At 41.8% G+C, this 14,897-nt stretch carries 6 protein-coding genes and 4 rRNA genes; 1 reads left to right on the top strand and 9 read right to left on the bottom strand.

Features of this window, described 5'->3' with window-relative positions; all coding sequences use genetic code 11:
- Positions 1-885, bottom strand: coding sequence for a pyridoxal 5'-phosphate synthase lyase subunit PdxS (gene pdxS / locus FH508_RS00105; protein WP_139860494.1), 885 nt, complete (start codon positions 883-885; stop codon positions 1-3).
- Positions 886-990: 105 nt separating this feature from the next.
- Here pdxS and FH508_RS00100 point away from each other — a divergent pair, with 105 nt between their 5' ends.
- Complete coding sequence (locus tag FH508_RS00100) at positions 991-2,421, top strand: MocR-like pyridoxine biosynthesis transcription factor PdxR (RefSeq protein WP_228134217.1); 1,431 nt, start codon at positions 991-993, stop codon at positions 2,419-2,421.
- A 19-nt stretch (positions 2,422-2,440) separates the two neighbouring features.
- Here FH508_RS00100 and asnB read toward each other — a convergent pair whose 3' ends face one another.
- The 8 genes from asnB to rrf (FH508_RS00060) form a co-directional block, all read right to left on the bottom strand.
- Entirely contained in the window at positions 2,441-4,282 is a 1,842-nt protein-coding gene (asnB, locus tag FH508_RS00095) for an asparagine synthase (glutamine-hydrolyzing) (protein ID WP_228134216.1), read from the bottom strand.
- A 106-nt stretch (positions 4,283-4,388) separates the two neighbouring features.
- Positions 4,389-5,726, bottom strand: a complete 1,338-nt coding sequence (locus FH508_RS00090; RefSeq protein WP_228134215.1) for a D-alanyl-D-alanine carboxypeptidase family protein — start codon at positions 5,724-5,726, stop codon at positions 4,389-4,391.
- A gap of 135 nt (positions 5,727-5,861) precedes the next feature.
- Positions 5,862-7,325, bottom strand: a complete 1,464-nt coding sequence (gene guaB / locus FH508_RS00085; RefSeq protein WP_228134214.1) for an IMP dehydrogenase — start codon at positions 7,323-7,325, stop codon at positions 5,862-5,864.
- Between the two features lie 380 nt (positions 7,326-7,705).
- Positions 7,706-7,821, bottom strand: a 5S ribosomal RNA gene (rrf, locus tag FH508_RS00080).
- A 103-nt stretch (positions 7,822-7,924) separates the two neighbouring features.
- Positions 7,925-10,852, bottom strand: a 23S ribosomal RNA gene (locus FH508_RS00075).
- Between the two features lie 181 nt (positions 10,853-11,033).
- A 16S ribosomal RNA gene (locus FH508_RS00070) occupies positions 11,034-12,585 on the bottom strand.
- The 16S, 23S and 5S rRNA genes sit together here, the layout of an rRNA operon.
- Before the next feature lie 301 nt (positions 12,586-12,886).
- Positions 12,887-13,780: a patatin-like phospholipase family protein gene (locus FH508_RS00065; protein WP_228134213.1), complete on the bottom strand. Its 894-nt coding sequence runs from the start codon at positions 13,778-13,780 to the stop codon at positions 12,887-12,889.
- A gap of 970 nt (positions 13,781-14,750) precedes the next feature.
- Positions 14,751-14,866: ribosomal RNA gene (gene rrf / locus FH508_RS00060) — 5S ribosomal RNA — on the bottom strand.
- Positions 14,867-14,897 lie beyond the last annotated feature (31 nt).

Below are 14,897 nucleotides of genomic sequence, written 5' to 3'. Positions count from 1 at the left end.
TTACCAGCCTCGTTCTTGCATGCGTTCATTTTGACTTAGCTGTGCAATATCAATGCCTTTCATCGGTACACCAAGCTCTTTTGAAATTTCGGCAATCAATTGATAGTCTTTATAATGTGTCGTTGCTTCGACAATGGCACGTGCAAATTTCTCTGGATTTTCTGATTTAAAAATACCCGACCCAACAAATACACCATCAGCACCTAATTCCATCATCAATGCTGCATCCGCTGGCGTCGCTACACCACCAGCAGCAAAGTTTACAACTGGCAAGCGACCAAGTCTTTTAATTTCTCGTAATAATTCAAAAGGAGCACCGAGCAATTTTGCTTCTGTCATTAACTCATCCTCAGTCATTCCGACCACTTTTCGCACTTGCGCATTCACCTTACGAATATGGCGTACAGCCTCTACAATGTTACCAGTCCCTGGCTCACCTTTCGTTCGTAGCATCGATGCACCTTCACCGATTCGACGAGCTGCCTCCCCTAAATCACGACAGCCGCATACGAATGGTACTGTATAATCACTCTTTAATAAATGATACTCCTCATCCGCAGGCGTTAGGACCTCACTCTCATCGATATAATCAACGCCCATCGCTTCTAAAACTCGCGCTTCAACAATATGACCAATACGCGCCTTCGCCATTACTGGAATAGTAACAGCTCCCATAACCTCTTCCACAATACGAGGATCTGCCATGCGTGCAACACCCCCTGCCTTTCGAATATCTGAAGGTACACGCTCTAACGCCATAACAGCTACAGCCCCTGACGCTTCCGCAATTTTTGCCTGTTCTGCATTTATGACATCCATAATTACGCCACCCTTTTGCATTTCAGCCATCCCACGCTTTACTAATTCAGTTCCTGTTTGCTTCATTATTTTCTACCTCCACCTTTGTGATAAAATTTAGTATAATAGAAATTGACCATATCAAAATATTCAGTTTGTAAAATAATTATAAGGTCAGGAGAATAATTACGCATGGATATGCTCTTATTTCAGCTTGAAAAAGATGGTGGAAAACCGCTATATGATCAGCTTTACAGCGGGATTAAAGAAGCTATTATTACTAAGAAGATTACAGTTGGAGAAAAATTACCTTCAAAGCGGAAATTAGCCGATTTTTTAAATATTTCTCAAACGACTATTGAAATCGCCTATGCGCAGTTACTTGCAGAAGGGTATATTATGTCAAAATCAAGGGTCGGCTATTTTGTTGAGGACATTGATGAACTTCCCTATATTCAGCAAGACACAACCAACTTCCTAACAGAGCAGCCTCGAAAAAAATCATACACGATTGATTTTAACCCTGGTTCCATTGATATTGATGCCTTCCCATTTCAAACGTGGCGAAAATATGCAAAAGAGCTATTTGATGATGCCTCGAAGGAATTATTATTGACGGGTGAGCCACAGGGGGAATTAGCCTTACGTACGGAGATTGCGAATTATTTATATCAATCACGTGGTGTTATTTGTAGCCCTGAGCAAATTGTTATTGGCTCTGGTACTGAACAATTACTTCCGATGATACTACGTCTCTTCAGTGAAGATACTTGCTTTGCGCTCGAAAACCCTGGCTATCCCACAGTGCATCGGATGTTTTTGCAACACAAGCGAAAGGTTTGCCCAATATCTGTAGACGAAGAAGGAATACTTATTCAAGAACTAGAAAAAACAAATGCCAATGTTGTTTATATAACGCCATCACATCAATTCCCTACTGGCGCTGTATTATCTGCTACAAGACGTGCACAGGCATTAAATTGGGCGGCTCAAAGCACCTCAAGATATATCATTGAGGATGATTACGATTCTGAATTTCGTTATACTGGAAAACCAATCCCTGCTCTTCAAGCACTAGATCGCAATGACAAGGTCATCTATATGAGTACCTTTACCAAATCTTTAATGCCCTCTTTGCGAGTTGCTTATTTTGTGCTTCCACCAAAGCTGCTGGCGACTTATAATGATGTCTTTAATTATTACTCATCCACAGTACCTAGGTTTGATCAGCATATTGTAGCCAATTTTATGCGAGACGGTCACTTTTCTAAGCATTTAAATCGAATGCGAAAAGTATATAGAAAAAAGCATGAGAAGCTAACTACAATTTTAGAACATTATTCTACTCAAATTAAAATAACAGGAGAGCAAGCAGGCATGCACATTTTGCTCAATGTCCAACATGACTTATCCGAGAAGCAACTACAGCAAAGTGCTAATACTGCTGGAATAGGGATCTATCCATTATCTGATTATCGCCTTGATGAAAATACAACCTCACAAGCTCAATTTTTACTTGGCTTTGGCGGAATACCAGTGCAGGAAATCGAAACATCCGTTGAAAAATTAATGAATTGCTGGGCAATACAACACAACCAACCATCTACATCACGATTAAAGTGATATAGATGGTTGGTTATTTTTATCCATTTTCTTTAAGTTGAATATTATAATGCGTAAACCATGTATGAATTTGCCCTAAATAAGCTAACAGTTGCGGACCAGCCATTAATTGTCCATACCAAGGCACTTTAAATGAACTTCCTCCAGACTCAATTAACGTCACTAGTTTTTCTCTGTCAAAAAATTCATGAAGAACTGAATTTTTATCTTTTAATATGTCTTTTAACCATTTTTGAACACCTGCTGTATAAACAGGATGATACGTTTTCGGATATGGATTCTTTTTGCGGTATAACACTTCCTCTGGCAATAAATGCGACATCGCCTTTCGAAGTAAGCCTTTCTCCATACCGTCTAAATTTTTCATTTCCCAAGGAATATTCCACGCATATTCTACAAGCCGATGATCTGCAAATGGGACGCGCACCTCTAGACTTGCACCCATACTCATCCGATCTTTTCTTTCTAGCAATGTTTGCATAAACCATACCATGTTTAAATAAAACATTTTACGATGCTGTGCTGCCTCTGAACTTTCCCCCTCTAGATAAGGAACTTCGCCAATTGTTTGATCATATACTTGCTGTGCATAATGTTCTACGTCTAGCTTGTTGCGCCATTCCTCTCGCAACATAGCTGTTCTTTCGGGAAGTGATCGAATCCATGGAAAGCCTGTAGTTCTTTCTTTGAACCATGGATAGCCACCGAATATTTCATCTGCACATTCCCCAGATAAAGCGACCGTAAAATCTTTTTTTATTTCTCTGCAAAACCATAATAATGAGGAGTCAACGTCCGCCATTCCAGGACTATCTCTGACAATGACAGCTTCTATTAACAAATCAATTAATTGTTGTTGTGAAATTTGTTCAGCATGATGTGTTGTATCAAAGGAGTCGTTCATTTTTTTAATCCAATACGTGTCAGTTGAAGTTTGAAAAGCGTGAGGGTTAAAGAAACGTTCGTTATCCTCATAATCGATTGAGTACGTATGAAGCTTACCTTTATTTTGTTGCTGGAAGCTATTTGCCGCAATACCTGTAATAATGCTGGAGTCTAAGCCCCCCGAAAGAAATGTGCATATCGGTACATCCGATACAAGCTGTCGTTCGATAGCATCAGTCAATAAATACCGTACATGATCAATTGTCTCTTCCAGTGATTCTTCATGTTTTTTGCTTTGTAATTGCCAATATTGCCATATACGTATGCCATCTCTCGAATACCTCATTGCGTATCCTGGCCGCAATTCATTAATATTGTGAAATAGCGACTTCCCAGGCGTTTTTGATGGCCCTACAGCCATTATTGTAGCAAGCCCTTCTGTATTAACGAGTGGATGTACTGCTGGATGAGCAAACAGCGCCTTGACCTCTGATGCAAAAAGTAAGCCCTCTTGCTGCTCCGTATAAAATAGAGGCTTTACTCCAAGACGGTCACGGCACAGGAAAAGCGATTCTGTTTGTTCCTCCCACACACCAAAGGCGAATATGCCGTTTAAATAGTTCACACATTGTTCTTTCCACTCGATATAAGCAGTTATTAATACTTCCGTATCTGATTGTGTTGTAAAAACATGCCCTCTTGTTTGCAGCTCTTTACGTAATTCTTCTGTATTATACAGCTCGCCATTGTATGTAATGGCATAGTTTACGCCATCATGTTTTTTCATCATCGGTTGCTTGCCACCTACTAAATCAATAACCGCTAACCGTCGATGGCCAAATGCGATATGTTCGTTACACCAAGTATTTTCATCATCAGGGCCTCGTTTACTTAAAGCTTGCGCCATAGACTTTATGATTTTATCACTTGAACGTAAATCCTTTTTAAAGCTAGACCACCCTGTAATACCACACATTTAGCCACATCCTTTCGCCTATTAGCGTATGCGCTTAGGCTGAAAAATGTGAAAAAAAAACACGTTATGCTTTTTCAAACATAAACGCGTTCTTTATACTTAGCGATTAAAATAAGCCACCAACAAAGTCAGTAATACCGCCCCATAAGTTGCCGAAGAAGTTACCGATACCTTGGAAGAATAGAGCAAAGCCACTTGCGCGTTCAACAGATGCTGTTGTCACGACGTCAGATGCAAATTCCTTGCCATCGATAAAGCCGTAGTCTGTGCCTTCTGTGCGCTCAATCACGACTTTCCCTACAACCGTATCTTTTTTAACTTTAGCTTCAAGGCTTTTTTTATCTAATATTAATTTAGGTTGATATAAATCTTTTTCAGAAGACTTCACCATAAATGAAATTGGTTCTTTCACAGCGATCGCTACTTTATCTTCTTTCCCTTTTGTAACTTTTACTGTCTTTTGATCTTTAAACGTATAGTTCGCTGGGATTACTTCATGCTTTGTAAATTGTGAAAAGCCGTAGTTAAATAATTTTGCTGTAGCATCAAAACGTGCTTTATACGAGCCTTGTCCATTGGCATCTACAGCTTTCATTACAACTGCGATTAAACGTGTGCCATTGCGTTCTGCAGTACCTGTGAAGCAATGCCCTGCAAAGTTTGTAGTACCTGTTTTTAGACCGTCTACGCCTTCATATTGGAATACTAGTCCTGGTAACATAAAGTTCCAGTTTGACATTTCAATTGCATCATCTGTCCCTGCACGGAATGTCTTTTTTGTAATCTTCGATGTTTCTAAAACTTTTGGATGATCTTTTAATAAATGATACGCTAATTTTGCTACAGACTTAGCTGGCATTACATTCTCATCTTCTGGACCTGTCCCTGCAGGATGCATACCAAATAAATCTGCATTGTTAAGACCAGTAGCATTAACGAACTTATAGCCTTCAAGTCCAAGCTCTTCTGCCTTTTTGTTCATAAGCTTTAAGAACTCAGTTTCAGTACCAGCAATTGTTTCTGCAATAGCTACTGTCGCTGCATTAGCAGAATAGATAGCCATCGCCTCATAAAGTTCACGAATTGTATATGATCCGTCTCTTCGTAATGGTACATTACTTAAAGCACGATTTTGAGACATACGATACGTATAATCTGTAACATGATATTCCTGATCCCATTTCACCGTACCTGCATCGATTGCGTCCAGTAGTAGGTACTCTGTCATCATCTTCGTCATACTAGCGATACCTAGTGAAGTATCTGCATTTTGTTCATATAAAATTTTTCCTGAATCTGCGTCGATTAGAATCGCAGCATCTACTGTAAGCCCTAAATCTGTTTCTGCATTTGCTTTCGCAGGCATACCCGCGAATAGACTAAATAATAAAACAGGAATTAGGAGCAAACGTAATACGGTGTTCATTGATTTTTTCACCTTCATTGCCCTCCAAAAAATAATCTTGTCCTCGACATTTTATCATAGATATCATCCTACGTGCGCAATCTGTATCATAAAAAAATGCCCTCGTGCCATCTTTGTAGACGATACGAGAGCATAAAAGTTGCTAGAAATTTATTACATTGAATAGTTTGGTGATTCTTTAGTAATTTGAACATCATGAGGATGTGACTCACGAAGACCTGCACCTGTCATACGAACAAACTGAGCTTTGTCACGTAAGTACTCCAGGTTAGGAGCTCCACAATAACCCATACCTGCTCGAATACCACCGATCAATTGGTAAACTGTATCTGCTAGAGGTCCTTTATAAGGAAGTCGACCTTCAATACCTTCAGGCACTAATTTTTTCGCATCTTCTTGGAAATAACGATCTTTTGAACCTTTTTCCATTGCACCAATTGAACCCATACCGCGATAAACTTTAAAGCGACGACCTTGGAAAATTTCAGTATCCCCAGGAGATTCAGATGTACCTGCAAGAAGTGAACCAAGCATTACGATGTTACCACCTGCTGCAAGGGCTTTTACGATATCTCCAGAGTATTTAATACCACCATCAGCAATAATTGTTTTACCAAGCTCACGAGCTACTGTAGCGCAATCATAAATAGCTGTAATTTGAGGTACACCTACACCTGCAACAACACGAGTTGTACAAATTGATCCTGGTCCAATACCAACTTTCACTACATCTGCACCAGCCTCAAATAGTGCACGAGCGCCGTCTCCAGTTGCTACATTACCAGCAATGATTTCTAGTTCAGGGTATGTTTCACGGATAGAACGAATTGTTTGTAGTACGCCCTCTGAGTGGCCATGTGCTGTATCGATTACTACGATATCCACTTGTGCTTCCACCAGCTTCTCAATGCGAACCATTGTATCTTTAGAAACACCTACTGCTGCACCTACTAATAAACGACCATGTACATCTTTCGCAGCTTTCGGGAATTCAATTACTTTTTCAATATCCTTAATTGTAATTAAGCCAGTTAATTTACCATCTTCATCTACAATAGGAAGTTTTTCAATTTTATATTGTTGAAGAATTTTTTCAGCATCCTCTAAAGTCGTTCCAACAGGCGCTGTAATCAAATCTTCTTTTGTCATTACATCTTCAATTTTTAAAGAGTAGTCAGAAATAAATCGTAAATCACGGTTTGTTATAATACCTACTAGTTTTTGGTTTTCCATACTATCAACAATCGGTACACCTGAAATTCGGTATTTCCCCATTAAATGTTCAGCATCAAAAACTTGGTGGGTTGGAGTTAAGAAGAATGGGTTTGTAATAACGCCATTTTCAGATCGTTTTACTTTTTCAACTTGTTCTGCTTGCTCATCGATTCCCATATTTTTATGGATAATACCGATACCACCTTGACGTGCCATAGCAATTGCCATCTTAGATTCTGTTACTGTATCCATGCCTGCACTGACCATCGGAATATTTAATTTAATCTTTGGTGTTAGTTGAACTGATAAATCAACATCTTTCGGTAATACTTCTGAATGAGCTGGTACTAATAATACATCATCAAAAGTTAAACCTTCTTTGGCAAATTTAGATTCCCACATTTTCGTAACTTCCTCCTATAGTTAAAAGAATATTAATTGTAAGATTAACAACGAGTCATGCTACTGTCAAGAAACTTCTAAAAGAAAGACAATTCAGATATTTCATCCTAGTAAAATTTATACCCATTTCTCTATTTTTAAGACCGTATTTCTATATTTAATGTATAGTTTTTTCTATTTTATCTGTTTTTCTTGTAATAGACTAACTAACTAAAAAAGACTCATATCTTGAAATACCAAATTTAAGATTAGAAATCTTGTATTCTTTCATATGTATTTTTTTCACAAATTTTAACAAAGAAAATAGTGATATAAGCCATATTAGCATTCTAACAAAACCTAAATAAAAAAACAGCCAGCTATTGCTGACTGCTTTGTGTGCCTAGCGACGTCCTACTCTCACAGGGGGAAGCCCCCAACTACCATCGGCGCTAAAGAGCTTAACTTCCGTGTTCGGTATGGGAACGGGTGTGACCTCTTTGCCATCATCACTAGACTATGTTCGGCTTTCAATATACATCGTATCTTGAAACCCTCTTAATTGAAAGTGTTGTTCTTTCAAAACTGGATAAACGGTTCATTGAATGTTTCAAACTTTTTTGGTTAAGTCCTCGATCGATTAGTATTCGTCAGCTCCATGTGTCACCACACTTCCACCTCGAACCTATCTACCTCATCGTCTTTGAGGGATCTTACTTACTTGCGTAATGGGAAATCTCATCTTGAGGGGGGCTTCATGCTTAGATGCTTTCAGCACTTATCCCGTCCACACATAGCTACCCAGCGATGCCTTTGGCAAGACAACTGGTACACCAGCGGTGTGTCCATCCCGGTCCTCTCGTACTAAGGACAGCTCCTCTCAAATTTCCTACGCCCACGACGGATAGGGACCGAACTGTCTCACGACGTTCTGAACCCAGCTCGCGTACCGCTTTAATGGGCGAACAGCCCAACCCTTGGGACCGACTACAGCCCCAGGATGCGATGAGCCGACATCGAGGTGCCAAACCTCCCCGTCGATGTGGACTCTTGGGGGAGATAAGCCTGTTATCCCCGGGGTAGCTTTTATCCGTTGAGCGATGGCCCTTCCATGCGGAACCACCGGATCACTAAGCCCGTCTTTCGACCCTGCTCGACTTGTAGGTCTCGCAGTCAAGCTCCCTTGTGCCTTTACACTCTACGAATGATTTCCAACCATTCTGAGGGAACCTTTGGGCGCCTCCGTTACCTTTTAGGAGGCGACCGCCCCAGTCAAACTGTCCGCCTGACACTGTCTCCTGCCCCGCTAAGGGGCATGGGTTAGAATTTCAATACAACCAGGGTAGTATCCCACCGACGCCTCCTTCGAAGCTGGCGCTCCGAGATCTCTGGCTCCTACCTATCCTGTACAAGTTGTACCAAAATTCAATATCAGGCTACAGTAAAGCTCCACGGGGTCTTTCCGTCCTGTCGCGGGTAACCTGCATCTTCACAGGTACTATAATTTCACCGAGTCTCTCGTTGAGACAGTGCCCAGATCGTTACGCCTTTCGTGCGGGTCGGAACTTACCCGACAAGGAATTTCGCTACCTTAGGACCGTTATAGTTACGGCCGCCGTTTACTGGGGCTTCAATTCGCAGCTTCGCTTGCGCTAACCACTCCTCTTAACCTTCCAGCACCGGGCAGGCGTCAGCCCCTATACGTCACCTTACGGTTTTGCAGAGACCTGTGTTTTTGCTAAACAGTCGCCTGGGCCTATTCACTGCGGCTCTCGTGCGCTTGCACGCTCAAGAGCACCCCTTCTCCCGAAGTTACGGGGTCATTTTGCCGAGTTCCTTAACGAGAGTTCTCTCGCACACCTTAGGATTCTCTCCTCGACTACCTGTGTCGGTTTGCGGTACGGGCACCTCTCACCTCGATAGAGGCTTTTCTTGGCAGTGTGAAATCAGGAACTTCGTCCATACGGACTCGCCATCACAGCTCAACGTTACAGTGTGCGGATTTGCCTACACACACGCCTTACTGCTTGGACGCGCACAACCAACGGCGCGCTTACCCTATCCTACTGCGTCCCCCCATTTCTCAAACGGTGAGGAGGTGGTACAGGAATATCAACCTGTTGTCCATCGCCTACGCCTATCGGCCTCGGCTTAGGTCCCGACTAACCCTGAGCGGACGAGCCTTCCTCAGGAAACCTTAGTCATACGGTGGACGGGATTCTCACCCGTCTTTCGCTACTCATACCGGCATTCTCACTTCTAAGCGCTCCACCAGTCCTTCCGGTCTGACTTCAACGCACTTAGAACGCTCTCCTACCACTGACATCGTAGATGTCAATCCACAGCTTCGGTGAATCGTTTAGCCCCGATACATTTTCGGCGCAGCGTCACTCGACCAGTGAGCTATTACGCACTCTTTAAATGATGGCTGCTTCTAAGCCAACATCCTGGTTGTCTGTGCAACGCCACATCCTTTTCCACTTAACGATTACTTTGGGACCTTAGCTGGTGGTCTGGGCTGTTTCCCTTTTGACTACGGATCTTATCACTCGCAGTCTGACTCCCGTGTATAAATATCTGGCATTCGGAGTTTGTCTGAATTCGGTAAACCGGGATGGCCCCCTAGTCCAAACAGTGCTCTACCTCCAGTATTCTCATCACGAGGCTAGCCCTAAAGCTATTTCGGAGAGAACCAGCTATCTCCAAGTTCGATTGGAATTTCTCCGCTACCCACACCTCATCCCCGCACTTTTCAACGTGCGTGGGTTCGGGCCTCCAGTAAGTGTTACCTCACCTTCACCCTGGACATGGGTAGATCACCTGGTTTCGGGTCTACGACCACGTACTAATTCGCCCTATTCAGACTCGCTTTCGCTGCGGCTCCGCCTTCTAAAGCTTAACCTCGCACGTAATCGTAACTCGCCGGTTCATTCTACAAAAGGCACGCTATCACCCATTAACGGGCTCTAACTACTTGTAGGCACACGGTTTCAGGATCTCTTTCACTCCCCTTCCGGGGTGCTTTTCACCTTTCCCTCACGGTACTGGTTCACTATCGGTCACTAGGTAGTATTTAGCCTTGGGAGATGGTCCTCCCGGATTCCGACGGAATTTCACGTGTTCCGCCGTACTCAGGATCCACTCTGGAGGGAATAAACTTTCGACTACAGGGCTTTTACCTGCTCTGGCGGACCTTTCCAAGTCGCTTCATCTAACTCATTCCTTTGTAACTCCGTATAGAGTGTCCTACAACCCCAAGAGGCAAGCCTCTTGGTTTGGGCTCTTCCCGTTTCGCTCGCCGCTACTCAGGGAATCGATTTTTCTTTCTCTTCCTCCAGGTACTTAGATGTTTCAGTTCCCTGGGTCTGCCTTCAAGACGCTATGTATTCACGTCAAGATACTACGCGATTAAACGTAGTGGGTTCCCCCATTCGGAAATCTCCGGATCAAAGCTCACTTACAGCTCCCCGAAGCATATCGGTGTTAGTGCCGTCCTTCTTCGGCTCCTAGTGCCAAGGCATTCGCCGTGCGCCCTTAATAACTTAACCTAGTTATTAAGCCTAAAAAACTTAATTTAAAAAATAAATGTGTTTGTTACAATTTCAATGTCGTTTTATCCAGTTTTCAAAGAACAAATTTTGAAGTATTTCATCTAATGATGAACCTTCAAAACTGAACGCAAAACGTAATCTTACAAACCCAAGGTTTGTATTCCGAAAATATCCTTAGAAAGGAGGTGATCCAGCCGCACCTTCCGATACGGCTACCTTGTTACGACTTCACCCCAATCATCTATCCCACCTTCGGCGGCTGGCTCCAAAAGGTTACCTCACCGACTTCGGGTGTTACAAACTCTCGTGGTGTGACGGGCGGTGTGTACAAGGCCCGGGAACGTATTCACCGCGGCATGCTGATCCGCGATTACTAGCGATTCCGGCTTCATGTAGGCGAGTTGCAGCCTACAATCCGAACTGAGAACGACTTTATCGGATTAGCTCCCTCTCGCGAGTTGGCAACCGTTTGTATCGTCCATTGTAGCACGTGTGTAGCCCAGGTCATAAGGGGCATGATGATTTGACGTCATCCCCACCTTCCTCCGGTTTGTCACCGGCAGTCACCTTAGAGTGCCCAACTAAATGATGGCAACTAAGATCAAGGGTTGCGCTCGTTGCGGGACTTAACCCAACATCTCACGACACGAGCTGACGACAACCATGCACCACCTGTCACCGTTGTCCCCGAAGGGAAAACTATATCTCTACAGTGGTCAACGGGATGTCAAGACCTGGTAAGGTTCTTCGCGTTGCTTCGAATTAAACCACATGCTCCACCGCTTGTGCGGGCCCCCGTCAATTCCTTTGAGTTTCAGTCTTGCGACCGTACTCCCCAGGCGGAGTGCTTAATGCGTTAGCTGCAGCACTAAGGGGCGGAAACCCCCTAACACTTAGCACTCATCGTTTACGGCGTGGACTACCAGGGTATCTAATCCTGTTTGCTCCCCACGCTTTCGCGCCTCAGTGTCAGTTACAGACCAGATAGTCGCCTTCGCCACTGGTGTTCCTCCAAATCTCTACGCATTTCACCGCTACACTTGGAATTCCACTATCCTCTTCTGCACTCAAGTCTCCCAGTTTCCAATGACCCTCCACGGTTGAGCCGTGGGCTTTCACATCAGACTTAAGAAACCACCTGCGCGCGCTTTACGCCCAATAATTCCGGACAACGCTTGCCACCTACGTATTACCGCGGCTGCTGGCACGTAGTTAGCCGTGGCTTTCTAATAAGGTACCGTCAAGGTACAGCCAGTTACTACTGTACTTGTTCTTCCCTTACAACAGAGTTTTACGAACCGAAATCCTTCTTCACTCACGCGGCGTTGCTCCATCAGGCTTTCGCCCATTGTGGAAGATTCCCTACTGCTGCCTCCCGTAGGAGTCTGGGCCGTGTCTCAGTCCCAGTGTGGCCGATCACCCTCTCAGGTCGGCTACGCATCGTTGCCTTGGTGAGCCGTTACCTCACCAACTAGCTAATGCGCCGCGGGCCCATCCTATAGCGACAGCCGAAACCGTCTTTCAGAATTGTCTCATGAGAGACAAAAGATTATTCGGTATTAGCCCCGGTTTCCCGGAGTTATCCCAAACTATAGGGTAGGTTGCCCACGTGTTACTCACCCGTCCGCCGCTAACGTCAAAGGAGCAAGCTCCTTATCTGTCCGCTCGACTTGCATGTATTAGGCACGCCGCCAGCGTTCGTCCTGAGCCAGGATCAAACTCTCCATAAAAGAAATTTGATTAGCTCAAATTGTTTTGCTGGCATCAATTTTGATGTCCAAAATTTTGTTTCGTTCGCTAACGAAGTTAGCTACTAAAAACTATATTGATTACGTTTTGCTTGTTCAGTTTTCAAGGTTCATTGTGCTAACTGTTTTATAAGAGTTAACTTTTATATAATAACATGTTATTGAAATAATGTCAAACATTTTTTTGTTTTTTTATATTTCTTATTACATGTTGTAACAGCAACTTTTATATAATAACATCTGATTTATAACTCGTCAATAGATTTTATCATTTTTTTTACTATTATATTCTATACTTTGGCCAGTGCTTTAAAAATTGAATAGTTCGATTCCTTCCTATCTCTAGTAATGTTTCCTTTGTCTCTTCATTTAAATCAAATTGTGTAGCACTGTAATCATCTACTGGAATAAAAACAATATCTCTTTCATGCCTTCTTGAAATATATCTTTCATCATGTGCCCCTTTCATAGTTGCAAATAATGCTTCAAATAAATTTAGACCATTCTTTATTGATTGAGGACATTGTTCTTCACTACTTCTACTTAATTTTAGACCGAGGACTGGTCGCTTTTTTCTCCCTTCTTTATCATCAAATATCCAGAGAGGAAAATTACTTAATACACCGCCATCAACAATGACCGATTCACCTTTTCCTGTTTTTAATGTAACTGGTTCAAAGAAAAATGGAATCCCACAGCTCATACGCAATGCACATGCAACGGAAAAATTATTAGCATCAATTTGATACTTGTGTAGATCATCTGGTAAAACAATAATTCTACCATTTGATAAATCTGAAGCTACTAACTTCAATGATCCTTCGGGTAGATCTGCAAAAGTGTAAACCCCCTTATCCGCTAATTTTTGAAAGAACCATTTTTCTAATGCTTTTCCTTTATACAATCCTAAATGGTTATAAACATTAATCCATTTCATAAAAGGCAATGGTAAAAATGTTTTCCGTGGATCTAGTAATGAAGGTACATCCAACTCTTCAAGCATACATTCAATTTCTTTCCCCTTATAACCAGCAGCTATAAAAGCAGCTAAAATTGCACCAGCACTAGTACCTGCAACTCGTTTAAAGTGGAAATTTTCAGCTTCTAATACTTGATAAGCTCCTACTAAGGCAAAGCCCTTCAATCCCCCACCAGAAAAAACACCATCAATCCACAAAATTCCCTCTCCTTTTTCAAGTAATAGTTCATTATAGAAAACTAGTAAAGCGATTAGAACTTAATAAAACGAAATTTGTCGATTTAGCAAGGCATTATAATACTCAACTCTTAAAACAACTTGTGTACTTAAATTAAAATCACCGTTTAGCAAATATTTTGTTAAAATGCGTTAATTAACTATAAGTTTTAGCCTTATCGAACCTCCTTACTTATAGCTAAAGAATAGAGGAAACACAGTTCCTCCGTTTTACATCTGTGTAAATTTATAATGTGGCCAAAAGTCCATGGTCTCCATCAATTAAAAAGAACCGCTTTATTTTAAACAGCCTTCATAGAAATTCATATATAGCCACTAGTAAGGACTAGCAATTCTGTTATGTAAAACATCCCTTTATAAAAAATCAATCTTAAGTGAAATGGCAGCAATGAAAAAGGATAAATCCCCTTCATTACTGCCTTTAACTTTTCACAACTGAGTATTATAACAAGGATTTTACTGAATAAATTTACTATTCATCATTTAGACCGTCAGTTATTAGAACGATCCAAATAATAAATCTTATAAAAAATAATAATTTTTAAATTGCACAAGTGATTAATAGCTAAAATTTCTCTTAGATATATATAAGCATCTGAAAATACGCAAATGTTTTAACATCATAGCTTTGAAAATATTTAGTATTACTTTCCCATCTGATGTAAATATGCATCAATTACAAACTCTTCACACCAATTATCTCTTCAATAAGAAATGATAGATTGTTACCTCCATGAAAAACTATACAAATTTCTGGTCTCAAGTCTCTTACATAGGAATCTTTACGATGGTTAATTTTGCTTGAATACCCCTAACGGGCTTCTAGCATCTATCTTTCGCAAATTATTCAATCATACTCTCTTCATCTCTATTAGATCTTTATTTTTAGATAAAACAAAAAAACAGCCAGCTATTGCTGACTGCTTTGTGTGCCTAGCGACGTCCTACTCTCACAGGGGGAAGCCCCCAACTACCATCGGCGCTAAAGAGCTTAACTTCCGTGTTCGGTATGGGAACGGGTGTGACCTCTTTGCCATCATCACTAGACTATGTTCGGCTTTCAATATACATCGTATCT

Source organism: Lysinibacillus sp. CD3-6 (assembly GCF_006351725.2).
Lineage (GTDB): Bacteria > Bacillota > Bacilli > Bacillales_A > Planococcaceae > Lysinibacillus.
Note: the sequence above shows the minus strand (reverse complement) of the source record. Positions and strands in the feature narration are given on the sequence as shown.